This is a genomic window from Pseudomonas sp. Marseille-Q5299 (assembly GCF_943737035.1).
Lineage (GTDB): Bacteria > Pseudomonadota > Gammaproteobacteria > Pseudomonadales > Pseudomonadaceae > Aquipseudomonas > Aquipseudomonas putida_E.
In genome coordinates this window covers 139019-161033 of record NZ_CALSFR010000002.1, presented here as the reverse complement: position 1 = coordinate 161033, position 22015 = coordinate 139019, and the positions used below count along the sequence as shown (strand labels likewise).

The following is a 22015-nucleotide window of genomic DNA, read 5'->3' as shown; positions in this document are numbered from 1 at the left end:
GCCCCGGGCGCTGACATTGACGTTAGCGAATATGCCCTTCAGCGCGCGTAAGCTGCGCTTTTTCAAAGGCATCCACATCGATGACCTGGCGGCGAGCGTGCTGCGCATCGAGCAAACGCTGGCCTTCGTGCGGCTGCAGTACGCCAGCATCCACAGCCGCATCGATGGGCGACTCCCCGGGTGCTGGTCGTACGGTACCGTCCTTCACTGACTGGTGCAGCGTTCGTTGCAGTGGCGCGACCTCATCGAGCAGGTCGCTGGCGCGTTGCAACGCAGCCACAGGGTCGCCTTCGGCCTGGGGCCGGAAGCACCCTGCCAGCAATTCTTCCAGCGCTGGGTCGCCTTTGCTTCTGCCAATCAGTTCGGCCACCTGCGCATCCAGTTCGTCGCTCGGCCCGGTATGCCTGCGACCGAACGGGAATACCAGCACCCGCAGGGCGCAGCCGACGAAGCGGTTGGGGAAGTTGTCCAACAGCCGGTCCAGGGCGTTTTCAGCCTGGCCAAGGCTTTCTTCCATGGCCCAGCGCAGCAGGGGGCGCATGTGCTCGGGCGAGCCAAGGTCATGGTAGCGCTTGAGTGCAGCCGAAGACAGGTACAGGTAGCTGAGCACATCGCCGAGCCTTGCACTGAGGCGTTCGCGGCGCTTGAGTGCGCCACCGAGCAGCATCATCGACAGGTCAGCCAGCAAGGCAAAGGCCGCAGCCTGGCGGTTCAGGCTGCGAAAATATCCCTGGCTCAGGGCGTCGCCTGGCACCTTCTCCAGATGACCCAGCCCCAACCCGTGCACCAGTGTGCTCGCCGCGTTACCTGCGGCGAACATGATGTGCTTCATCAGCAGTTCGTCGAACTCCTTCAGGGCCTGGCCGTGGTCCTCGCGGCCTGCCAGGGCCATTTCCTCGAGCACGAACGGGTGACAGCGGATGGCACCCTGCCCAAAGATCATCAGGTTGCGCGAGAGAATGTTCGCGCCTTCGACCGTGATGAAAATCGGCGCCCCTTGCCAGTTGCGCCCCAGGTAGTTGTTCGGGCCCATGATGATGCCCTTGCCGCCATGCACGTCCATGGCGTGCTGAATGCATTCGCGGCCCCGTTCGGTCAGGTGGTACTTGAGGATCGCCGACAGCACCGAAGGCTTTTCGCCCAGGTCCACGGCCTTGGCGGTCAGCAGGCGGGCGCTGTCCATCAGCCAGGCGTTGCCGCCGATGCGCGCCAATGATTCCTGGATGCCTTCGAAAGCCGCCAGTGGCACATTGAATTGCTCGCGGATGTTGGCGTACTGGCCGGTGACCAGGCTGGTGTATTTGGCAGCACCTGTGCCGACAGCAGGGAGGGAGATGGAGCGGCCCACCGACAGGCAGTTCATCAGCATCATCCAGCCCTTGCCAAGCATGGCCTGGCCGCCGATGAGAAATTCAAGCGGGATGAACACGTCCTTGCCGCTGTTGGGGCCGTTCATGAAGGCCGCGCCCAGTGGCAGGTGGCGTTTGCCGATTTCCACACCGGGGGTGTCGGTGGGGATCAGCGCCAGGCTGATGCCCAGCTCTTCTTCTTCGCCCAGCAGGTGATCCGGGTCGTAGGCCTTGAAGGCCAGGCCGAGCAGGGTGGCGACCGGGCCGAGGGTGATGTAGCGCTTTTCCCAGTTCAGGCGCAGGCCGATGACCTCCTCACCTTGCCATTGGCCTTTGCAGATGACACCGGTATCCGGCATTGCGCCTGCATCGGAGCCGGCCAGGGGGCCCGTGAGCGCGAAGCACGGAATGTCGTCGCCCCGGGCCAGGCGTGGCAGGTAGTGGTTGCGTTGCTCGTCGGTGCCGTAATGCAGCAACAGCTCAGCCGGGCCGAGGGAATTGGGTACCATCACCGTGGAGGCTAGGTCACCACTGCGCGTGGCGAGCTTCATGGCGACCTGAGAATGAGCGTAAGCGGAGAAACCTTTGCCGCCGTATTCCTTGGGAATGATCAGGGCAAAGAAACCCTGCGATTTGATATGGGCCCAAGCCTCGGGCGGCAGGTCGAGATCCTGACCGATTTGCCAGTCGCTGACCATCGCGCACAGCGCCTCGGTCGGGCCATCGATGAAGGCCTGTTCTTCTTCGGTAAGTGTTGGCGCAGGGTAGTCGAGCAGCGTGCGCCAGTCGGGGCGGCCGCTGAACAACTCGCCGTCCCACCATACGGTGCCGGCGTCGATGGCTTCGCGTTCGGTCTGCGACATGGGCGGCAGGGTGCGCTGGAACCACTTGAACACAGGGCCGGTGAATACCTTGCGCCTCCACTCGGGTAGTAACAGCAGGGCAGCCTTGGCGGCCAGAACCAGCCAGATCAACGCCAGCAGCCAGCCGGGCGCCGAGCTGAAGATGCCCATCAGCAAGGTATAGCCGGCAACGATGGCGAGTATCTGCAGCGGTGGCAGACGCCGGTGGGTGAGGTACGCCGTGCCGATCACCAGGACCAGCAACCACAACAGCAACATAATCCTTCCTCCTTGGAACCAGGGGCTTGGGCCGTCTCACAGAGCTTAGACGCAACACAGTGAACGGCAGTATCAGAACAGTGACAGGGTGTGGCTGTGGGAGTTTCAGCTCATTGTTCGTCTATATCGACCCACTCGCCGATGCAGGCGACAGAGGCCTGGAGTAGACTCACCCCTTCGCATTCATAAGGACGTCGTCATGCTGAAGATCTGGGGTCGCAAGAATTCGAGCAATGTGCGCAAGGCGCTGTGGATCGCCCACGAGCTGGGCCTGGATTTCGAATCCATCGACGCCGGCGGCGCCTTCGGTGTCGTCAACGAGCCGCACTACCGCACCCGCAACCCCAATGGCCTGGTGCCCATGCTCGAAGACGGCGACCTTACCCTGTGGGAGTCCAACACCATCGTGCGCTACCTGTGCGCCGAGTACGGCGCAGAGCAGGGCTGGTACCTGAAAGACCCGCGCCAGCGCGCCTTGGCGGACAAGTGGATGGACTGGACCACCTCGTCCTTTGCAGGGGCGTTCCGCCCGTTGTTCTGGGGCCTGCTGCGCACCCCCGAAGACCAGCGCGACTGGGTCGCGATCAATGCCGCGCACAAACAGTGCGCGCAGTTGCTGTCGATCGCCGATGAAACCCTGGCGCACCAACCGTACCTTTCCGGTGACCAGATCGGCATGGGCGACATCCCACTGGGGAGCTTCGTGTACGCCTGGTTCGAAATGCCCATCGAGCGCCCGGCCATGCCCCACCTGCAAGCCTGGTACGAGCGGCTGAAGCAACGCCCGGCCTACCAGGCGGCGGTGATGACGGCACTGACCTGAACCTGCTTCGATAGTCACTATCAATACACATGACTGTACTTGTGCGGCCAGGCCTTGCACCATGGCCGCACTCACTGCGCCAGTGACTTGCCCTGGCGTGTCCTGACCTTTTCACTCGGTACGTGACCCGCTATGAGTTCTGCCCTGTCCATCCGACAGCTGACCAAAACCTACGGCAACGGCTTCCAGGCCCTCAAAGGCATCGATCTGGACGTCGCCGAAGGTGACTTCTTCGCCCTGCTGGGCCCCAATGGCGCCGGCAAATCCACCACCATCGGCATCCTCTCGACCCTGGTCAACAAGACCAGCGGCACGGTGAACGTGTTTGGCCATGACCTGGATCGCGAACCCTCGGCGCTCAAGCGCTGCCTGGGCGTGGTGCCCCAGGAGTTCAACTTCAACCAGTTCGAGAAAACCTTCGACATCGTCGTGACCCAGGCCGGCTATTACGGCATCCCGCCGAAACTGGCCAAGGAGCGCGCCGAGCAATACCTGACCCAGCTGGGGCTGTGGGACAAGCGTGACGTGCAGTCGCGTTCGTTATCCGGTGGCATGAAGCGCCGCTTGATGATCGCCCGGGCGTTGATCCACGAACCGCGCCTGCTGATCCTCGATGAGCCGACAGCGGGGGTGGATATCGAGCTGCGCCGTTCGATGTGGAGCTTTCTCACCGAGCTCAACCAGAAGGGCATCACCATCATCCTGACCACGCATTACCTGGAGGAGGCCGAGCAGTTGTGCCGCAACATCGGCATCATCGACCACGGCACGATTGTCGAGAACACCAGCATGCGCAAGCTGCTGGGCAAGCTGCATGTCGAGACCTTCGTCCTCGACCTCAGGCAGGACCTGGCCCAGGCGCCCACGCTGCAGGGCTACCCATGCCGCCTGCTGACACCCCACACCCTTGAGGTGCAAGTGGACAAGGACATCGGCATTACCGCGCTGTTCGGCCAGTTGGCCCTGCAGAACATCGAAGTGCAGAGCCTGCGCAACAAGACCAACCGTCTCGAGGAGCTGTTCGTGTCCCTGGTTGAAAAGAACCTGTCGAAGGTGGCCGTATGAGTGTGGAACTGCGCACCAACTGGGTCGCCCTGAACACCATCGTTTACCGCGAAGTGCGGCGCTTCCTGCGTATCTGGCCGCAGACCTTGCTGCCGCCGGCCATCACCATGGTCTTGTACTTCGTCATCTTCGGTAACCTGATCGGCCGGCAGATCGGCGACATGGGCGGCTTCACCTACATGGAGTACATCGTTCCCGGGCTGATCATGATGTCGGTGATCACCAACTCCTACGGCAACGTGGTGTCGAGCTTTTTCGGCAGCAAGTTCCAGCGCTCGATCGAAGAGTTGATGGTGTCGCCGGTATCGCCGCACATCATTCTGGTCGGCTACGTGCTGGGCGGGGTGCTGCGAGGCCTGGCGGTGGGGGTGATCGTGACCATCCTGTCGCTGTTCTTCACCCACCTGCAGGTCCATCACCTGGGCGTGACGGTGGTCGTGGTGTTGCTGACGGCGACCATTTTTTCGCTGCTTGGCTTCGTCAACGCCGTGTTTGCACGCAACTTTGACGATATCTCGATCATCCCGACGTTCGTGCTGACGCCGCTGACCTACCTGGGTGGGGTGTTCTATTCGATCAACCTGCTGCCGCCGTTCTGGCAGACCGTGTCGCTGGCCAACCCGGTGCTGCACATGGTCAACTCGTTCCGCTACGGCATCCTAGGGGTGTCGGATATCAGCATTGGTACGGCGATCACCTTCATGCTGGTCGCCACCGCAGTGCTCTACGCGCTGTGCGTCCGCCTGCTGGTCAGTGGCCGCGGCATGCGCGCCTGAGACCCTGTGCTTGCGCCGGCGCCATTGCCGGCCAATCCACCAGCGCCAGTACAGAAGGGTGGTGAACCAGGCGATGATGCCCAGCACCACACCACACACTACCGAGCCCAGCAGGAACGGCTGCCAGAGCGTTGCCAGCTGGCCGGTGATCCATTCGAAGGTAAGGTCTTCGGGCAGGCTGCGCGGCGGCGTGCCCAGCAACCAGGCGCCGGTCATGTAGGTGACGAAGAACACGGGCGGCATGGTCAGCGGGTTGGTCAGCCACACCAGGCTGACGGCGATCGGCAGGTTGCCACGCACCGGTATCGCCAGCGCTGCCGCCAGCAGCATCTGCATGGGGACGGGAATCAACGCCGCGAACAGGCCCACACCCATGGCCCGGGCCACCGAGTGGCGGTTCAGGTGCCAGAGATTCGGGTCGTGCAGCAACTTGCCGAAAAAGCGTAAGGACTTGTGTTCCCGAATGCTGGTCGGGTCCGGCATGTAGCGTTTGAAAAGGCGGCGCGGCATGTAGGCTCCCCGAGCGGTCATCGGGGAAGTATGCCTTGATTCCATCTCAGCCTCGTTCAGAGTTTGTGACAATTGTTGAGCGAGCCTTGGCGTCATTTCGTCTATGCCTGAGGGGTAACTGCGTTTCTGGAGCTCTAACTCATGCGCACAGGGATGTTTGCGCTGGCGCTCGGGCTGTTGTGCTTGGGCGTTCTCCCCGAGTTGCCATCGGTCGGGTGGCTGTGGCTGCTGTTCGGCGGCGGCCTGGTTTGCCTGGGCACACGGCTGTGGCCGCTGGGCTGCTGCGTGCTGGGTATGTGCTGGGCTTGCTGGTCGGCGCAGCAGGCACTGGATGATCGCCTGGCCCCAGGCCTGGATGGCCGAACGCTGTGGCTGGAGGGCAGGGTGGTCGGCTTGCCGGCCCATACGCTGAGTGGTGTGCGCTTTGAGTTGGAGCAACCTCGCTCGCGCCGCGCTGCGTTGCCCCAGCGCCTGCAATTGCACTGGTTCGATGGCCCGCCGGTGCGGGCTGGCGAGCGCTGGCGCCTGGCCGCTACCTTGCAGCGCCCGGCCGGGCTGCTCAACCCGCATGGTCCGGACCGGGAGGCGCAGTTGTTGGCCAGGCGTATCGGCGCCACTGGCACGGTCAAGGCGGGCCATGTGCTGGACGCCGCGCAGCCGGGTTGGCGTGACGCACTGCGCCAGCGCTTGTTGAGCGTCGCCGCGCATGGCCGGGAAGCGGCCCTTGTCGCATTGGTGCTCGGCGATGGCGCCGGCCTGGCCCGTGAGGACTGGCAAGCGCTGCAGGCCACGGGCACGGTACACCTGTTGGTGATCTCGGGGCAGCACATCGGCCTGGTCGCCGGCCTGCTTTACGCCTTGGTCGCCGGCCTGGCGCGCTGGGGCCTGTGGCCACGGGCGCTACCCTGGTTGCCGTGTGCGTGCGGCCTGGCACTGGGCGCGGCGCTGGCCTATGGCTGGCTGGCCGGTGCGGGGGTGCCGGTGCAGCGCGCCTGCCTGATGCTGGCGGTGGTTCTGCTCTGGCGCCTGCGCTTTCGCCATCTTGGGGCGCTGTTCCCTTTGCTGCTGGCCCTCATCGGGGTGCTGGTCGCCGAGCCGCTGGCGCCGCTGCTGCCAGGGTTCTGGTTGTCGTTTGCGGCGGTGGCGACCCTGGTCTACTGCTTCAGCTCACGTCTGGGCCGCTGGCGGCCCTGGCAAGGATGGACCCGCGCCCAGTGGGTGATCGCCATCGGCTTGCTGCCGGTACTGATCGCCACCGGTTTGCCAGTCAGCCTGAGTGCGCCACTGGCCAACTTGCTGGCAGTGCCCTGGGTCAGCCTTGCGGTATTGCCCTTGGCGCTGCTTGGAACGTTGCTGCTGCCCTTGGCAGGGGTTGGTGAAGGCCTGTTGTGGTTGGCGGGTGGGCTGCTGGATGTCTTGTTCCGGTTGCTGGCTTGGGTGGCGCACTGGCGCCCGGCGTGGATACCGCCTGCTTTGCCGGTCTGGGCCTGGCTGATGGTCTGTTTGGGGGCGTTGCTGGTGCTGCTGCCGTCCGGTGTGCCCCTGCGCAGCCTGGGCGGGGCGATGCTGCTGGCGTTGTGGGTGCCCAGGGAGGCTGTGCCGCAGGGGCAGGTGGAGGTCTGGCAGCTGGATGTCGGGCAGGGCTTGGCGGTACTGCTGCGCACGCAAAACCATAGCCTGCTTTACGACGCCGGCCCGGCGCGGGGCGAGAGCGATCTGGGTGAGCGGGTGGTGTTGCCGACCCTGCACAAGTTGGGCGTAAAGCGCCTGGACATCATGCTGATCAGCCATGCCCATGCCGACCATGCAGGTGGCGCGCCGGCTGTCTACCGTGGGTTGCCGGTGTTGCGTGTGCTGGGCGGCGAAGTGTTGGAGGACCTTGCACTGCAGCCTTGTGCCAGTGATGAGCAGTGGGAATGGGATGGCGTGCGCTTTTCGCTGTGGCATTGGGCCCAAGGGCAGAGCAGCAACGACCGCTCTTGCGTGTTGCTGGTCGAGGCGCAGGGGGAGCGGCTGCTGTTGGCAGGCGATATGGAGGCGGGCGCCGAGCGCGCGTGGTTGGCGGCCCACGCGACGCCACGTATCGATTGGTTGCAATCACCGCACCATGGCAGCCGCAGTTCCTCGACAGAGGCATTCATCCGCGCTACGGCGCCGCGCGGCGTGCTGATTTCACGGGGGCGCAACAACGGTTTTGGGCATCCGCATGTGCAGGTGGTCGAGCGCTATCGGCGGCATGGGATGGCCATTCACGATACGGCGGTGGAGGGGGCGTTGCGGTTGCTGCTGGGCAACCATGGCGAAGTGGAAGGGGTGCGGGCGCAAAAGCGCTTTTGGCGGGGCAGCGCGCCGTGATGGTTGATGAGCCTGCCCTGGGTATAGCCACACAATTCCCTGACCTTCGGCAGATGAGCCCCCCGCGCGCCTATGTTAGAGTGGCGGCCTTTTTCCGAGGGGGCGTTTACTGTGTGGGAATTGGTCAAGTCCGGTGGTTGGATGATGCTGCCGATCATTCTGAGCTCCATCGCTGCCATGGCTATCGTCGTCGAGCGCCTGTGGACCCTGCGCGCCAGCCGCGTTACCCCGCCGCACCTGCTGGGCCAGGTGTGGATGTGGATCAAGGACAAGCAGCTCACCAGTGACAAGCTCAAGGCCCTGCGCGCCGATTCGCCGCTGGGTGAAATCCTCGCTGCGGGCCTGGCCAACTCGCGCCATGGCCGTGAAATCATGAAAGAGTGCATCGAGGAGTCTGCCTCGCGGGTCATTCATGAACTGGAGCGCTACATCAGCACCCTCGGTACCATCGCCGCGATGGCCCCACTGCTCGGCCTGCTGGGTACCGTGCTGGGCATGATCGATATCTTCAGCGCCTTCATGGGGTCGCAGATGACCGCCAATGCGGCGGTGCTGGCCAGTGGTATCTCCAAGGCCCTTGTCACTACGGCAGCCGGCCTGATGGTCGGCATCCCGGCAGTGTTCTTCCACCGCTTCCTGTTGCGCCGCATCGACGAACTGGTGGTGGGCATGGAGCAGGAGGCGATCAAGCTGGTGGAGGTCATCCAGGGCGACCGCGAAGTCGAAGTGGCCGGAGGCAAGGCGTGAAGTTCCGGCGCAATCGCCAGCGGGAGAACGTCGACATCAACCTGGCGTCGTTGATCGACGTGGTGTTTGTCCTGCTGCTGTTCTTCGTGGTCACCACCACCTTTACCCGTGAGACCCAGCTGCGTGTGGAGCTGCCCGAGGCCGTCAGCGCCGAACAGCCCGTCGCAGACCCGGAAAAGCTGGTGGAGGTCACCATCAGTGCAGACGGCGTGTATTCGGTGAACAATCACCTGTTGCCCAAGAGCGACCTGGCGACCCTGACCGAGGCGATCCAGCGCGAATCGGGCGGTGACAACACGCTGCCGCTGGCCATCAGTGCCGACGGCAAGACCCCGCACCAGGCCGTGATCACTGCGATGGATGCCGCCGGCAAGCTCGGTTTCAGCCAGCTGCGCATGACCACCGTCGAGGCCGCCCAGGGGACACCTTGATGGCGCTCGCTGACCGTCTGCTAGCCGCCTGGTACGCCGGGCACCCGGCCCTTGCCCTGCTGCGCCCGCTCGAGGCGCTTTACCGGCGGGTAGTGACGCGCAAGCGCGCACGGTTTCTCAGTGGCGAAAGCGCCAGCTACCGCGCCCCGGTACCGGTCATCGTGGTGGGCAACATCACCATTGGTGGCACCGGCAAGACGCCGATGATCCTCTGGTTGATCGAGCATTGCCGGCGCCAAGGGCTGAAGGTGGGGGTGGTCAGCCGCGGCTACGGTGCAGAACCGCCTCGCTTGCCCTGGCGTGTCGAAGCCTCGCAGAGTGCCGAGCAGGCCGGCGATGAACCGTTGCTGATCGTTCAGCGCACGGGTGTGCCGCTGATGATCGACCCCGACCGCTCCCGCGCCGTGCAGGCATTGCTGGCCAGCGAGCCGTTGGACCTGATCCTGTGTGACGACGGTATGCAGCACTACCGCCTGGCACGCGACCTGGAACTGGTGCTGATCGACGCTGCGCGTGGCCTGGGCAATGGCCGCTGCTTACCGGCCGGGCCCCTGCGCGAGCCTGCCGAGCGCCTGCAAGAGGCTGATGCGGTGCTGTTCAACGGCGCCAGCGCCGACCGCCCGGAGGGCTTCGCCTTTCGTCTGCAACCCAGTGCGCTGGTCAACCTGCGCAGTGGCGAGCGCCGCGCGCTCGACTTCTTCCCGGCGGGCCAGCGCCTGCATGCGGTAGCCGGTATCGGCAACCCGCAACGTTTCTTCAATACCCTGCTGGGGCTAAACTGGCAGCCGGTGCCGCATCCGTTCGCCGACCACGCCCAGTTCAGCGCTCAGAGCCTGGCTTTCAGCCCGCCACTGCCGTTGGTGATGACCGAGAAGGATGCGGTGAAGTGCCGCGCCTTCGCTGCCGATGACTGGTGGTACCTGGCCGTGGAGGCCCTGCCTACGCCGGCCTTCTGCGACTGGTTCGACAGCCAGCTGCAACGCTTGCTGCCTGGGCATCGAACGCCCTGAGCCCGTTTTTCAATTTCCGGCCATCTGGCCTCAAGGACGCTTCCATGGACACCAAACTGCTCGACATCCTGGCCTGCCCGATCACCAAGGGCCCGCTCAAGCTCAGCGCTGACAAGACCGAGCTGATCAGCAAGGGCGCAGGCCTGGCCTATCCGATTCGCGATGGCATCCCGGTGATGCTGGAAAGCGAGGCGCGTACCCTGACCGACGACGAGCGTCTGGACAAATGAGCTTGAACTTTACCGTGGTCATTCCCGCCCGTCTGCGCTCGACGCGCCTGCCGGGCAAGCCGTTGCTGCTGATCGCCGGCAAGCCGATGGTTCAGCATGTCTGGGAGCAGGCGCGCAAGAGCGGTGCCGGCCGTGTGGTCATCGCCACCGACGACGCCGGTATCGTCGAGGCTTGTCAGGCCTTTGGCGCTGAAGTGCTGATGACCCGCGCCGACCATGAGTCGGGTACCGACCGCCTGGCTGAAGTGGCTGCGCAGCTTGGCTTGCCTGCCGACGCCATCGTGGTCAACGTCCAGGGTGACGAGCCGCTTATTCCGCCGGTGATCATCGATCAGGTCGCAGCCAACCTGGCGGCGCATCCGGAGGCAGGTATCGCGACCCTGGCCGAGCCGATCCACGACCCTGAAACCGTGTTCAACCCCAATGCGGTCAAGGTGGTCAGCGACAAGAACGGCCTGGCCTTGAGCTTCAGCCGTGCGCCGCTGCCGTGGGCGCGTGACGCTTTCGCCAAGGACCGCGATCAACTGCCGCAGGGCGTGCCCTACCGTCGCCATATCGGCATGTACGCCTACCGCGTCGGTTTCCTTCAGGACTTCGTCAGCTGGGGCCCGTGCTGGCTCGAGCAGACCGAGGCGCTTGAGCAGCTGCGTGCGCTGTGGCATGGCGTGCGTATTCACGTGGCGGACGCCATCGAGGCGCCAGCAGTGGGTGTCGATACTGCACAAGACCTCGAGCGCGTGCGGCGCTTGCTGGAGGCCTGATGCGCGTCCTGTTCGTTTGCCTGGGCAATATCTGCCGGTCGCCCACCGCCGAAGGTGTGCTGCGTCATCAGTTGCAGGCCGCAGGCCTGGCTGGGCAGGTTCACGTGGCCTCTGCCGGTACCGGTGACTGGCACGTGGGCAAGGGGCCTGACAGCCGCACCTGCAAGGCCGCCCTGGCGCGGGGCTATGACCTGTCGCGACAGCGTGCCCAGCAAGTCAAGGCTGAGCACTTTGCCGAGTACGACCTGATTCTGGCCATGGATGAAAGCAACCTGGGCCACCTGCGCGCCATGCGTCCGTACAATGCGACTGGCGAGCTGGACCTGTTCCTGCGCCGCTATGAGGCGGCTGTGGATGAAGTGCCGGACCCTTACTACGGCGGTGCAGAGGGCTTCGAGCAGGTGCTGGACCTGATCGAGGCGGCCTGCCGTGAGCTGGTTGTCGAAATCAAGGGGCGGTTATGACGGCGCACTGGCAGGAGCAGGTTTCGCTCAAGCCTTACAACACCTTCGGCATCGATGTTAAAGCCCGCTACTTCGCCCAGGTACATACCGACGATGAGGTGCGCGAGGCCCTGGCGCAAGCGCGCCAGCGAGGGCTTGCGGTGATGGTGATCGGCGGCGGCAGCAACGTGCTGCTGACCCGTGATGTCGACGCGCTGGTGCTGCACATGGCCAGCCGTGGCCGCCACGTCCTTGGCGATGACGCGGGGTGTGTGCTGGTGGAGGCCGAGGCGGGTGAGCCCTGGCATCCCTTCGTGCAATGGTCGTTGCAGCAAGGCCTTTGTGGCCTTGAAAACCTCAGCCTTATCCCGGGCACGGTGGGCGCGGCGCCAATGCAGAATGTGGGTGCCTATGGGGTAGAGATCAAGGATGTGTTCGCCGGTTTGACGGCACTGGACCGGCAGACGGGCGAGCTGCGTGACTTCGGGCTTGAGGAATGCGCCTTCGGTTACCGCGACAGCCTGTTCAAGCGTAACCCTGGGCGTTGGTTGATCCTGCGGGTGCGTTTTGCCCTGAGCCACCGGCTGCAGGCCCATCTGGATTACGGCCCGGTGCGTCAGCGTCTGGCCGAGCAGGGCGTGCAGGAGCCGACGGCGCAGGCGATCAGCGACGCTATTTGCAGCATTCGCCGCGAGAAGCTGCCCGACCCGGCAGAGTTGGGCAATGCCGGCAGCTTTTTCAAGAACCCGGTCGTTGCCGTCGAACAGGTGGCGCGCATCCGCGCTGAGTTTCCAGGTGTGGTGGCTTATCCCCAGGCTGACGGGCAGGTGAAGCTGGCCGCAGGCTGGTTGATCGAGCAGGCCGGCTGGAAGGGTTATCGGGATGGCGATGCCGGCGTACACCGCTTGCAGTCGCTGGTGCTGGTCAATTATGGCCAGGCGAGCGGGGCGCAGTTGCATGGCCTGGCGCAGCGCATCCAGGCGGATATCCTGGCGCGGTTCGGGGTTGAGCTGGAGATGGAGCCCAACCTGTACTGAGGCCGGTGCAGGCACGACAAACGGCCAAGAAAAAGCCCCGCCAGTTCACACTGGCGGGGCTTTTTCATTCAGCCGTGGCTATCAACCGTGATGAGGCTTGTGCTCATCGGCGGTCTCCAGCGCTGGCGTGCCAGCAGCGGCCGCTTCCTGCGCAGCCTTGGCTGCCGCTTCGGCCTCACGCTTGCGACGACGCACTTCGCGTGGGTCGTTAGGGGCGCGGCCGTTAGGCAGCATGACGGTGGCCGCTTCGACCGCTGCCGGTGCTTCTACCGGGGCAGGCTCGGCGACTACAGGTGCTGCTTCAACTACGGTTGCTACAGGCTCGGCAGCCACTTCTGGCTGGGTTTCGACGACAGCAGAAGGCAGCTCGGCAGCCGGCGCTTGTTCAGCGGCGACCTGGGCTTTCTCTGCTTCACCTGCTTCGATGGCCGGTGCTTCGACAGGTGCCTCTACAGGCGCCTCGGCAACCACTACCGGCTCGACCGCAGGGGCCTGTTCGACTACCGGCTCAGGCGCAACTTCAACCACAGGCTCGGCACTGGCTTGGACCGCGGCGACCGGCTCGCTGAGCGGCTGCTCGACCACCGGTGCAATGGCGATTTCCTCGGCCTTGGCGACGGCTTCGACCTGCTCGGCCGGCTGAGCGACTTCGCTGTTGTCGGTGGTCGCGGCTTCGGCACTGGCGCGTTCAGCCTGCTGGTTGGCTTGCGCTTCGGCGCCGGCACTGATGTTGCTGCTGGCGACAGCGGCGGTGACGGCCAGGCCGGCAGCCAGTTCGGCACCCAGCTCGGTGGCCTGGTGCTGTTGCGGTTGCTCGTCGCTGCCTTCTTCCTCGCTGCCTTCGATCAGCTCGCCATTGGCGTTGCGCTGGCGCTCACGACGGTTGCTGCGGCGACGCTGGCCGCGGGAGCGGCGGCGCGGACGCTCGTCATCGGAACCTTCCTGCTCGTCCTGTTGCAGCTCCTCGTTCGGCAGTTGCTCATCGGCGAGCTCTGCAGCCTTCTCGGCAGCCTGCTCAGCTTCACGTGGCTGGCGCTCTTCGCGTGGCGGGCGAGGCTGACGTTCTTCGCGCGGTGCGCGTTCTTCGCGAGGTGCACGCTCTTCACGTGGAGCGCGTTCTTCGCGTGGGGCACGCTCTTCACGAGGCGCACGTTCTTCGCGAGGCGCACGTTCTTCGCGAGGCGCACGTTCTTCGCGTGGAGCACGCTCTTCACGTGGCTGGCGCTCTTCACGAGCGGCCGGTGCTGCATCCAGAGGCTCACGCAGTTCGCGGACGCGCTCTTCGCGGTTGCCGCGGCGGTCTTCGCGTGGCTGGCGAGGTGCGCGCTCTTCACGAGGTGCGCGCTCTTCACGAGGGGCACGTTCTTCACGAGGGGCGCGCTCTTCACGCGGCTGGCGCTCTTCACGCGGCGCACGCTCGGCGCGCTCTTCACGAGGTTTGCGCTCTTCGTCACGGCGGCCGTTGCGGTTGCGGCTCTGCTGGCGGCCGTTGCGACGCTCCTCGTTACGCTGAGTGCGCTCGGTGGCAGGCTTCTCGGCGGCGACCACCGGGGCGGCGGCAGGCTCTTCCTTGCCGGCGAACAGGCTGACCAGCGACTTCACCAGGCCTTTGAACAGGCTTGGCTCCGGTACGCTGGGTGCCGGGGCTGCCGGTGCGGCAGGCTGCTGTTCTTCGACAGCGCTCGGTACCGGAGCGTTGGCGCGGGCCGGTGCAGTCTTGACCGCTGCTTCCTGGCGCACCAGGGTGCGCGTGGCGGTCGGCTGCGGCGCTTCTTCGGTTTCGGTGGCGGCGATTTCGTAGCTGGACTGGTTGTTCAGCACTTCCGGGTTGTCGTCGCGCAGGCGCTGGACTTCGAAGTGCGGGGTTTCCAGGTGGTCGTTCGGCAGAATGATGATGCGGGCACGGGTGCGCAGTTCGATCTTGGTGATCGAGTTGCGCTTCTCGTTGAGCAGGAAGGCGGCCACCGGAATCGGTACCTGGGCGCGTACTTCGGCAGTACGGTCCTTCAGGGCTTCTTCTTCGATCAGGCGCAGGATGGCCAGGGACAGCGACTCGACATCACGGATGATGCCGGTGCCGGAGCAGCGCGGGCAGACGATGCCGCTGCTTTCGCCCAGCGACGGGCGCAGGCGCTGACGGGACATTTCCAGCAGGCCGAAGCGCGAGATGCGGCCGACCTGCACGCGGGCGCGGTCTGCCTCGAGGGCTTCGCGTACACGCTCTTCGACGGCGCGCTGGTTTTTCGCCGGCGTCATGTCGATGAAGTCGATGACGATCAGGCCGCCGATGTCACGCAGGCGCAGCTGGCGGGCGATTTCCTCGGCCGCTTCCAGGTTGGTCTGCAGGGCGGTTTCCTCGATGTCGCTGCCCTTGGTGGCGCGCGCCGAGTTGATGTCGATGGAAACCAGGGCCTCGGTCGGGTCGATCACGATCGAGCCGCCCGATGGCAGGTCGACGACGCGCTGGAAGGCGGTTTCGATCTGGCTTTCGATCTGGAAGCGGTTGAACAGCGGCACGCTGTCTTCGTACAGCTTGACCTTGCTGGCGTACTGCGGCATCACCTGGCGGATGAAGGTCAGGGCTTCTTCCTGGGCATCGATGCTGTCGATCAGCACTTCGCCGATGTCCTGGCGCAGGTAGTCGCGGATGGCGCGGATGATGACGTTGCTTTCCTGGTAGATCAGGAAGGGTGCAGCGCGATCCAGGGATGCTTCCTTGATGGCGGTCCACAGCTGCAGCAGGTAATCGAGGTCCCACTGCATTTCTTCGCTGCTGCGGCCAAGGCCAGCGGTGCGCACGATCAGGCCCATGTCGCCTGGCACGGTCAGGCCGTTGAGGGCTTCACGCAGTTCGTTGCGCTCTTCGCCTTCGATGCGGCGGGAGATGCCGCCAGCGCGTGGGTTGTTGGGCATCAGCACCAGGTAGCGACCTGCCAGACTGATGAAGGTGGTCAGGGCGGCGCCTTTGTTGCCGCGCTCTTCCTTCTCGACCTGGACGATGACTTCCTGGCCTTCGCTCAGGACATCCTTGATGTTGACGCGGCCTTCAGGGGCTTTCTTGAAGTACTCGCGGGAGATTTCCTTCAGCGGCAGGAAGCCGTGACGTTCGGAGCCGAAGTCGACGAAGGCGGCTTCGAGGCTGGGCTCGATCCGGGTGATCTTGCCTTTGTAGATGTTGGCCTTTTTCTGCTCACGCGCGCCGGACTCGATGTCCAGGTCGTAGAGACGTTGGCCGTCCACCAGGGCTACACGCAACTCTTCGGGTTGAGTTGCGTTAATCAGCATTCTTTTCATGTTGTACCGTCGGTTTCCGGGCTGCCGGAAACGGCGTTCGGCACACACGACTTCTCATGGTCGGTGCCAAGGTGCGCAAAGGGTGGCCGGGCCACCCCCGTGTCGAGCGACGTTCGGCACCAGCCGGTTTCCCAGCCTGCCGTTGTCGCGACGACGCGTCCTGTTTGCTGCGGTGCCAAGAGGCCCCTGCGGTATCTGCAGAGATATCCGAATCGATATCCGAATCAACCCAGCAGGCCTCGTGCACTCAGTCAGGAGGAGGAATCAACCGTCAGCCGTGGACGCCCATGGGGCATCTGTTCAGGACCTTATCCGCTCGCCGGCCATTCACTGGGCCGGTGGCCGGACGCGGTGCTACACGGTCTGAGGGCTGTGCATCTCCACCCTGCACGTATCCCTGATAATTCGGGTGCTGCCGCGCGCTGAATCCGCAACGGGTTGCATTTTTCGCCAGCGCAGTTTCCGCGCTGACGCCATTCATGTCCAAGGCAGGTATTTCCGAAGCATTCGCCGTGCGTTGCGTGCAAGCGTCGGGCGGGCAGAGGTGCAGCGAAAAGAAGCGGGTAAGCAGGTGAAACACCGCACTTGTCGTTTTTTTTCGGTCTTCTCTACACAGCGCTGGTGGCGATTCCAGGCAATTCGGTAAACTGGCGAAAACCCCGTAGGACGGCCTCGCGTCCTGCAGAATTGCGTTGGTCAGGGACCGGCCAAGGGCCTGGTTCCGCTGGCCTGCCGCTTTTGGCGGCGTTCGCGACTATAGCAGTAATGATTAAGTGCTTCAATTCCATAAAAAATTGTTATGATCCCTTGATGACGACCAATACCCCTCCGACTTCCGGCGTTCAGCTGATCGAAGTCGCGCCGGAGCTTGCCGGCCAACGCATCGACAATTTCCTCATCACGGCGCTCAAGGGTGTACCCAGAACGCTGGTCTACCGCATCCTGCGCAAAGGCGAGGTTCGGGTCAACAAGGGCCGTGTCAAGCCTGAGTACAAGATCCAGGCGGGTGACATCGTCCGTGTGCCCCCTGTGCGCCTCCCCGAGCGTGACGAGCCGGCCCCGGTTGCCCAGGGGCTGCTGCAGCGCCTGGAAGCTGCCATCGTCTACGAGGACAAGGCGCTGATCGTGATGAACAAGCCGGCCGGTATCGCCGTGCATGGCGGCAGTGGCCTGAGCTTCGGTGTGATCGAGGCGCTGCGCCAGTTGCGCCCCGATGCCAAGGAGCTGGAGCTGGTGCACCGCCTGGACCGCGACACCTCGGGCCTGCTGATGATTGCCAAGAAGCGCAGCATGCTGCGCCACCTGCATGCCGCGCTGCGTGGCGATGGGGTCGACAAGCGCTACATGGCGCTGGTGCGTGGCCACTGGCCTACCTCGAAGAAGCAGGTCAATGCTCCGTTGCTCAAGAGCAACCTGCGTTCGGGCGAGCGTATGGTCGAGGTGAACGAGGAGGGCAAGGAGGCGCTCACCCTGTTCCGTGTGCTTCGCCGTTTCGGCGAGTTCGCCACCATTGTCGAGGCGCGCCCCATCACGGGGCGTACCCATCAGATTCGCGTACATACTCTGCACGCTGGCCACATGATCGCTGGTGACAGCAAGTACGGCGACGAGGATTTCAGCCGCGAAATTCGTGACTTGGGAGGCAAGCGCCTGTTCCTGCACGCCTATGCGCTCACGGTGCCGCTGCCTGATGGTGGTGAGCTCAAGCTCGAAGCGCCTGTGGACGAAGTCTGGGCGAAAACCGTGGAGCGTCTGGGGGCGTCCTGATTCATGAAAAAGTCTTACGAGTTGCTGATCTTCGACTGGGACGGCACCTTGGCCGACTCGATCGGGCGGATCGTCGAGGCGATGAATGCCGCCGCCGAGCGCGCCGGTGAGGCGCCAAGCCCGGAGGAGGCGGTCAAGGGCATCATCGGCCTGGCGCTTGGTGAAGCCATTTCAACCCTCTATCCGCACCTCGATCCTGTGCAGGTCGAAACCTTCCGTCAGCACTATGCCGACATCTATACGGCGCTTGATCAGCAGCCTTCTCCGTTGTTCGAGGGGGTGGTCGAGTCGCTGGATGCCTTCCGGGTCGAGGGTTATCGCCTGGCTGTGGCGACCGGCAAGGCGCGTCGTGGTCTGGACCGGGTGCTCAAGGCCAATGGCTGGGAGCGGTTTTTCGACATCACCCGCGCCGCTGATGAGACCCGTGGCAAGCCGCACCCGCTGATGCTCGAGGAAATTCTAGGGCATTGCGGTGTCGAACCTGGGCGGGCGCTGATGGTCGGAGATTCGGCATTCGATCTGCTGATGGCCAATAACGCCGGTATGCATTCTGTGGCCGTGGGCTATGGTGCCATGTCGCTGCAGGCGTTGGCCGAGTTCGGTCCGCAAGTGTGCATCGATCACTTTTCCCAGCTGCGCGAGTGGCTGGCAGGTTCTGCGCAAATCCAATTCCAAGGTAGGTGAGCATGGTTGACGAGTGGAAAGCACCCGGTTCCGAGACTGAAGAAGAGCGCCTGGCGCGCGAAGACCGTCAAGAGGATGAGCGTGTAGAGCGCAAAAGCTGGAAGCTGCTGGAGAAGACCCTGCTGGCCGGTGTCCAGGAGCAGCGCAGGGCGCGTCGCTGGGGGATCTTCTTCAAGCTGCTGACCTTCGTCTACCTCTTCGGCGTATTGGCCCTGTTCCTGCCTTGGACGGATATGGACAAGGCCGCTTCGCGCAGCACCAGCCATACCGCATTGGTGGAAGTGCGCGGGGTGATCGCCGATCAGGAAGCTGCCAGTGCCGACAATCTGGTCAAGAGCCTGCGCGAGGCGTTCAAGGATCCAAAGACCAAGGCCGTGGTCATGCGTATCAATAGCCCCGGAGGCAGCCCGGTGCAGGCAGGTTATGTCTATGACGAGATTCGCCGGCTGCGCGGTGAGTATCCGGACATCAAGCTGTACGCGGTAATCGCTGACCTGGGTGCGTCGGGTGCCTATTACATTGCCAGTGCGGCGGACGAGATCTATGCCGACAAGGCTAGCCTGGTGGGGTCCATTGGTGTGACGGCGGCCGGGTATGGCTTTGTGGGGTCGATGGAGAAGCTTGGTGTGGAACGGCGCACGTATACCGCCGGTGAGCACAAGGCCTTCCTGGATCCGTTCTCGCCGGAGAAGCCTGAAGAGCGGGCGTTCTGGCAGGGCGTGCTGAATACCACCCATCAGCAGTTCATTGCCATGGTCAAGCAGGGCAGGGGTGATCGCCTGAAAGACAAGGAGCACCCTGAGCTGTTCAGTGGCCTGGTGTGGTCGGGTGAGCAGGCCAAGGCGCTGGGGCTTGTCGATGGCCTGGGCAGTGCGAGCTATGTGGCGCGTGAGATCGTGGGGGAGAAGGAGCTGGTCGACTTCACGGTCGAGGAGTCACCGTTCGATCGCTTCTCCAAGCGCATTGGTGCCAGCGTGGCGGAGAAGTTGGCCATGTACATGGGCTTCCAGGGGCCTGCCTTGCGCTGAGTGCTTGCCTGGCCCCATCGCCGGCAATTGCTGCATAAGGCTTGCGGGTGATGGGGCGCAAGACCGCCTCTGGTGGTCTCAGGGCACTGTCACGCCTTCCGTGCTCAGCATATCCACCAGCCGGATCAACGGCAGCCCGATCAGGCTGGTGGCATCGCACCCGTGGGTGCTCTTGAACAAGCTCACACCCAGCCCCTCGGCCTTGAAGCTGCCTGCGCAATCGAGCGGCTGCTCGGCCGTCACGTAGCGCTCCACGCGCTCCCGGTCCAGTTCCCGCATCGTTACGGTAAACGGCACGCAATCGACCTGGCATTGCCCTGTGGCGGTGTTCAGCAGTGCCACCCCGGTCAGGAAGGTGACGTGCTGTCCGCTGGCCTCCAGCAATTGCTCGCAGGCGCGCTCGAAACTGTGCGGCTTGCCCAGGATCTGCTCGCCCAGTACCGCGACCTGGTCGGAGCCGATGATCAGGTGCTGCGGGTGGCTGCCGGCCAGTGCCTCGGCCTTCTGCCTGGCCAGGCGTCGCACCAGCTCTGTGGCGGGCTCGTCAGCGAGCCGCCGCTCGTCAAGGTCGGGGCTTGCCCAGGTGAAGGGCAGGCGCAGGCGCGCGAGCAGTTCGCGCCGGTAAGGGGAGCTGGAAGCCAGCAACAAAGGCAGCATGGTAGACTCCTGATCAGTTGATCCCGATTCTAACATGCAACATACCGCCGAATTTCCTTTGACAGGTGCAGGGGGCATCCCTAGAATGCTGCGCCTATGTTGAATGACCCGATTCCACCTCACGTTGACCCGCGCAAATTAGCCGATCGTGGCGTAACCCTTAACGGTTCGCTGCAACTCGCTGATTTGGAAAGACTCTGCGACCCGCTTTCCGACAATGTCGGTACGGTGCAGGCGAAGTTCGATTTTGAACGAGATGAACAGCACGTGGTGGTTATCCACAGCGAGCTGGATGTCGAAGTCAAAATGGTTTGCCAGCGTTGTCTTGAGCTGGTCACCCTGCCGATTCACAGCGAATGCACTTACGCTGTGGTGAAGGAGGGTGCGAATACCCAGTCGTTGCCGAAAGGCTATGACGTGCTGGAACTGGGCGAAGATCCTTTGGATCTGCAGGCCTTGATCGAGGAGGAGCTTCTGCTCGCCTTGCCCATCGTGCCTGCTCATCATCCGGAAGAATGCCAGCAGCCGGCGGGCGCAGACGAGCCCGAATCGAGCAAGGACGAGGTATCGCGGTCCAACCCGTTCAGTGTTTTGGCGCAGTTAAAGCGTGACCCAAACGTTTAGGAGTTAATCAATTATGGCTGTTCAGCAGAACAAAAAATCCCGCTCTGCCCGTGACATGCGCCGTTCGCACGACGCTCTGTCGGAAAACGCGCTGTCGGTAGAAAAGACCACCGGTGAAGTACACCTGCGTCACCACGTATCGCCAGAAGGCGTATACCGTGGTCGTAAAGTGATCGACAAGGGCGCTGACGAGTAATCCTTGTCTGCTCAGATCATCGCGATCGACGCAATGGGCGGGGACTTCGGTCCCCGCAGCATTGTCCAGGCTAGCATAGCCTGCCTTTCGGCTACCCCCTCGCTGCACCTGACCCTCGTCGGTCAACCATCCCTCCTAGAAGATCTTGTCAGTGGCCTTGCGGCTGCGGATCGTGCGCGCCTGCAGATTGTCGCTGCCAGTGAGGTGATCGGTATGGACGAGCGGCCATCCCAGGCGCTGCGCGGCAAGCCGGACTCGTCGATGCGCATCGCCCTTGAACTGGTGCGTGATGGCAAGGCCCAGGCCTGCGTCAGTGCCGGCAATACCGGCGCGCTGATGGCGTTGTCGCGCTTGGTGCTCAAGACGCTGCCGGGTATCGATCGGCCTGCCATGGTCGCGGCTATCCCGACTCAGGCGGGGTACTGCCAGTTGCTCGACCTGGGTGCCAATGTCGACTGCAGTGCCGAAAACCTCTACCAGTTCGCTGTAATGGGCTCGGTGGCCGCACAGGCCTTGGGTGTCCAGCGCCCGCGGGTGGCACTGTTGAATATCGGCACCGAGGACATCAAGGGCAATCAGCAGGTCAAGCTGGCTGCCACGCTGTTGCAGAACGCTCGCGGCCTCAATTATGTCGGCTTCGTCGAGGGTGATGGCCTTTATCGGGGGGAGGCGGACGTGGTGGTGTGCGACGGCTTTGTCGGCAATATCCTGCTCAAGTCCAGCGAGGGCCTGGCGACGATGATCGCTGCGCGCATCGAAAAACTGTTCAAGGGTGGCCCGTTGTCACGTGTTGCCGGGGCCGTCGCGATGCCGCTGCTCAAGCGTCTGCAGGCCGACCTGGCGCCGGCGCGGCATAATGGGGCAAGTTTTCTGGGGCTGCAGGGTATCGTCATCAAGAGCCATGGCTCGGCCGGCGTGCAGGGCTTTCAAAGCGCCATCCAGCGTGCGCTGATCGAGATCCAGGAAAACCTCCCGCAGCGCTTGCACGGGCGCCTTGAAGACCTGTTGCCTTAGGCATTTCGCCGATGAAGTGCTTAAATGTGACCGCTTGGTCCGCGTTTCCATCCAAGTTTTCAGTTTCCGCGTCTAGTCTTTGGCTCGGCGCAC

General features: G+C 63.7%; 21 protein-coding genes. 17 read left to right on the top strand and 4 right to left on the bottom strand.

Annotation, left to right across the window (positions count from 1 at the left end; all coding sequences use genetic code 11):
• Window positions 1-22 precede the first annotated feature (22 nt).
• Entirely contained in the window at window positions 23-2470 is a 2448-nt protein-coding gene (locus NGJ21_RS05175) for an acyl-CoA dehydrogenase (protein WP_115275611.1), read from the bottom strand.
• Window positions 2471-2669: 199 nt separating this feature from the next.
• Between NGJ21_RS05175 and NGJ21_RS05170 the strand changes: the two genes are divergently transcribed.
• From NGJ21_RS05170 to NGJ21_RS05160, 3 genes are all read left to right on the top strand, one after another.
• Window positions 2670-3293 (top strand): glutathione S-transferase, encoded by a 624-nt coding sequence (locus tag NGJ21_RS05170; protein ID WP_046786572.1) that lies wholly within the window; start codon window positions 2670-2672, stop codon window positions 3291-3293.
• 132 nt (window positions 3294-3425) lie between these two features.
• Complete coding sequence (locus NGJ21_RS05165) at window positions 3426-4358, top strand: ABC transporter ATP-binding protein (protein ID WP_039601023.1); 933 nt, start codon at window positions 3426-3428, stop codon at window positions 4356-4358.
• Window positions 4355-5134, top strand: a complete 780-nt coding sequence (locus NGJ21_RS05160) for an ABC transporter permease (RefSeq protein ID WP_012313417.1) — start codon at window positions 4355-4357, stop codon at window positions 5132-5134. The genes NGJ21_RS05165 and NGJ21_RS05160 overlap by 4 nt, the downstream gene beginning before the upstream one ends.
• Here the strand turns inward: NGJ21_RS05160 and NGJ21_RS05155 are convergent.
• Window positions 5018-5644, bottom strand: coding sequence for a DUF2062 domain-containing protein (locus NGJ21_RS05155; protein ID WP_119688512.1), 627 nt, complete (start codon window positions 5642-5644; stop codon window positions 5018-5020). The genes NGJ21_RS05160 and NGJ21_RS05155 overlap by 117 nt on opposite strands.
• Window positions 5645-5785: 141 nt before the next feature.
• Here NGJ21_RS05155 and NGJ21_RS05150 point away from each other — a divergent pair, with 141 nt between their 5' ends.
• The 8 genes from NGJ21_RS05150 to murB all read left to right on the top strand — a co-directional run bounded on the left by NGJ21_RS05150 (window position 5786) and on the right by murB (window position 12658).
• The gene (locus NGJ21_RS05150) at window positions 5786-7999 is read left to right on the top strand and encodes a DNA internalization-related competence protein ComEC/Rec2 (protein WP_119688513.1); all 2214 of its coding nucleotides are present in this window, start codon (window positions 5786-5788) and stop codon (window positions 7997-7999) included.
• Window positions 8000-8110: 111 nt separating this feature from the next.
• A complete protein-coding gene (pocA, locus tag NGJ21_RS05145; RefSeq protein WP_039601022.1) occupies window positions 8111-8746 on the top strand; it encodes a flagellar polar localization protein PocA in 636 nt (211 codons plus the stop codon).
• Complete coding sequence (gene pocB / locus NGJ21_RS05140) at window positions 8743-9177, top strand: flagellar polar localization protein PocB (protein WP_012313421.1); 435 nt, start codon at window positions 8743-8745, stop codon at window positions 9175-9177. Before pocA ends, pocB begins: the two co-directional genes overlap by 4 nt.
• Window positions 9177-10187 carry a tetraacyldisaccharide 4'-kinase gene (gene lpxK, locus NGJ21_RS05135; protein ID WP_119688514.1) on the top strand — a complete coding sequence of 337 codons (1011 nt, stop codon included), beginning with the start codon at window positions 9177-9179 and terminating at the stop codon, window positions 10185-10187. The genes pocB and lpxK overlap by 1 nt, the downstream gene beginning before the upstream one ends.
• A gap of 44 nt (window positions 10188-10231) precedes the next feature.
• A complete protein-coding gene (locus tag NGJ21_RS05130; protein ID WP_003247142.1) occupies window positions 10232-10417 on the top strand; it encodes a Trm112 family protein in 186 nt (61 codons plus the stop codon).
• Window positions 10414-11178 carry a 3-deoxy-manno-octulosonate cytidylyltransferase gene (kdsB, locus tag NGJ21_RS05125; protein WP_046786568.1) on the top strand — a complete coding sequence of 255 codons (765 nt, stop codon included), beginning with the start codon at window positions 10414-10416 and terminating at the stop codon, window positions 11176-11178. Before NGJ21_RS05130 ends, kdsB begins: the two co-directional genes overlap by 4 nt.
• Entirely contained in the window at window positions 11178-11642 is a 465-nt protein-coding gene (locus NGJ21_RS05120; protein ID WP_115275614.1) for a low molecular weight protein-tyrosine-phosphatase, read from the top strand. Before kdsB ends, NGJ21_RS05120 begins: the two co-directional genes overlap by 1 nt.
• Window positions 11639-12658: a UDP-N-acetylmuramate dehydrogenase gene (gene murB, locus NGJ21_RS05115; RefSeq protein ID WP_115275615.1), complete on the top strand. Its 1020-nt coding sequence runs from the start codon at window positions 11639-11641 to the stop codon at window positions 12656-12658. The genes NGJ21_RS05120 and murB overlap by 4 nt, the downstream gene beginning before the upstream one ends.
• Before the next feature lie 81 nt (window positions 12659-12739).
• On the opposite strand, the gene rne is transcribed toward murB, so the two are convergent.
• The gene (gene rne / locus NGJ21_RS05110; protein WP_251961905.1) at window positions 12740-15952 is read right to left on the bottom strand and encodes a ribonuclease E; all 3213 of its coding nucleotides are present in this window, start codon (window positions 15950-15952) and stop codon (window positions 12740-12742) included.
• Window positions 15953-16762: 810 nt separating this feature from the next.
• Between rne and rluC the strand changes: the two genes are divergently transcribed.
• The 3 genes from rluC to NGJ21_RS05095 are packed head-to-tail and all read left to right on the top strand — an operon-like array spanning window position 16763 to window position 19431.
• Complete coding sequence (gene rluC / locus NGJ21_RS05105) at window positions 16763-17719, top strand: 23S rRNA pseudouridine(955/2504/2580) synthase RluC (RefSeq protein WP_115275617.1); 957 nt, start codon at window positions 16763-16765, stop codon at window positions 17717-17719.
• A gap of 3 nt (window positions 17720-17722) precedes the next feature.
• Window positions 17723-18403, top strand: a complete 681-nt coding sequence (locus NGJ21_RS05100) for an HAD family hydrolase (RefSeq protein WP_046786563.1) — start codon at window positions 17723-17725, stop codon at window positions 18401-18403.
• A gap of 2 nt (window positions 18404-18405) precedes the next feature.
• Window positions 18406-19431 carry a S49 family peptidase gene (locus NGJ21_RS05095; protein WP_046786562.1) on the top strand — a complete coding sequence of 342 codons (1026 nt, stop codon included), beginning with the start codon at window positions 18406-18408 and terminating at the stop codon, window positions 19429-19431.
• A gap of 78 nt (window positions 19432-19509) precedes the next feature.
• On the opposite strand, the gene NGJ21_RS05090 is transcribed toward NGJ21_RS05095, so the two are convergent.
• Window positions 19510-20088 (bottom strand): Maf family protein, encoded by a 579-nt coding sequence (locus NGJ21_RS05090; RefSeq protein ID WP_115275619.1) that lies wholly within the window; start codon window positions 20086-20088, stop codon window positions 19510-19512.
• Window positions 20089-20184: 96 nt separating this feature from the next.
• Here NGJ21_RS05090 and NGJ21_RS05085 point away from each other — a divergent pair, with 96 nt between their 5' ends.
• From NGJ21_RS05085 to plsX, 3 genes are read left to right on the top strand one after another with little or no spacing between them, the layout of a single operon-like run.
• Window positions 20185-20712 (top strand): YceD family protein, encoded by a 528-nt coding sequence (locus NGJ21_RS05085; protein ID WP_012313431.1) that lies wholly within the window; start codon window positions 20185-20187, stop codon window positions 20710-20712.
• A 13-nt stretch (window positions 20713-20725) separates the two neighbouring features.
• Window positions 20726-20908, top strand: a complete 183-nt coding sequence (gene rpmF, locus NGJ21_RS05080) for a 50S ribosomal protein L32 (RefSeq protein WP_010223221.1) — start codon at window positions 20726-20728, stop codon at window positions 20906-20908.
• Window positions 20909-20911: 3 nt separating this feature from the next.
• On the top strand, window positions 20912-21922 hold the full coding sequence (gene plsX / locus NGJ21_RS05075) for a phosphate acyltransferase PlsX (RefSeq protein ID WP_080952128.1): 1011 nt from the start codon (window positions 20912-20914) through the stop codon (window positions 21920-21922).
• Window positions 21923-22015: the final 93 nt, after the last annotated feature.

Excerpts from the sequence above, each read along its gene's own strand:
- NGJ21_RS05175 (WP_115275611.1), bottom strand. The coding sequence starts at position 2,470 with ATGTTGCTGTTGTGGTTGCTGGTCCTGGTGATCGGCACGGCGTACCTC.
- NGJ21_RS05170 (WP_046786572.1), top strand. The coding sequence starts at position 2,670 with ATGCTGAAGATCTGGGGTCGCAAGAATTCGAGCAATGTGCGCAAGGCG.
- NGJ21_RS05165 (WP_039601023.1), top strand. The coding sequence starts at position 3,426 with ATGAGTTCTGCCCTGTCCATCCGACAGCTGACCAAAACCTACGGCAAC.
- NGJ21_RS05160 (WP_012313417.1), top strand. The coding sequence starts at position 4,355 with ATGAGTGTGGAACTGCGCACCAACTGGGTCGCCCTGAACACCATCGTT.
- NGJ21_RS05155 (WP_119688512.1), bottom strand. The coding sequence starts at position 5,644 with ATGCCGCGCCGCCTTTTCAAACGCTACATGCCGGACCCGACCAGCATT.
- NGJ21_RS05150 (WP_119688513.1), top strand. The coding sequence starts at position 5,786 with ATGCGCACAGGGATGTTTGCGCTGGCGCTCGGGCTGTTGTGCTTGGGC.
- lpxK (WP_119688514.1), top strand. The coding sequence starts at position 9,177 with ATGGCGCTCGCTGACCGTCTGCTAGCCGCCTGGTACGCCGGGCACCCG.
- NGJ21_RS05130 (WP_003247142.1), top strand. The coding sequence starts at position 10,232 with ATGGACACCAAACTGCTCGACATCCTGGCCTGCCCGATCACCAAGGGC.
- kdsB (WP_046786568.1), top strand. The coding sequence starts at position 10,414 with ATGAGCTTGAACTTTACCGTGGTCATTCCCGCCCGTCTGCGCTCGACG.
- NGJ21_RS05120 (WP_115275614.1), top strand. The coding sequence starts at position 11,178 with ATGCGCGTCCTGTTCGTTTGCCTGGGCAATATCTGCCGGTCGCCCACC.
- murB (WP_115275615.1), top strand. The coding sequence starts at position 11,639 with ATGACGGCGCACTGGCAGGAGCAGGTTTCGCTCAAGCCTTACAACACC.
- rne (WP_251961905.1), bottom strand. The coding sequence starts at position 15,952 with ATGAAAAGAATGCTGATTAACGCAACTCAACCCGAAGAGTTGCGTGTA.
- rluC (WP_115275617.1), top strand. The coding sequence starts at position 16,763 with ATGACGACCAATACCCCTCCGACTTCCGGCGTTCAGCTGATCGAAGTC.
- NGJ21_RS05100 (WP_046786563.1), top strand. The coding sequence starts at position 17,723 with ATGAAAAAGTCTTACGAGTTGCTGATCTTCGACTGGGACGGCACCTTG.
- NGJ21_RS05095 (WP_046786562.1), top strand. The coding sequence starts at position 18,406 with ATGGTTGACGAGTGGAAAGCACCCGGTTCCGAGACTGAAGAAGAGCGC.
- NGJ21_RS05090 (WP_115275619.1), bottom strand. The coding sequence starts at position 20,088 with ATGCTGCCTTTGTTGCTGGCTTCCAGCTCCCCTTACCGGCGCGAACTG.
- NGJ21_RS05085 (WP_012313431.1), top strand. The coding sequence starts at position 20,185 with ATGTTGAATGACCCGATTCCACCTCACGTTGACCCGCGCAAATTAGCC.
- rpmF (WP_010223221.1), top strand. The coding sequence starts at position 20,726 with ATGGCTGTTCAGCAGAACAAAAAATCCCGCTCTGCCCGTGACATGCGC.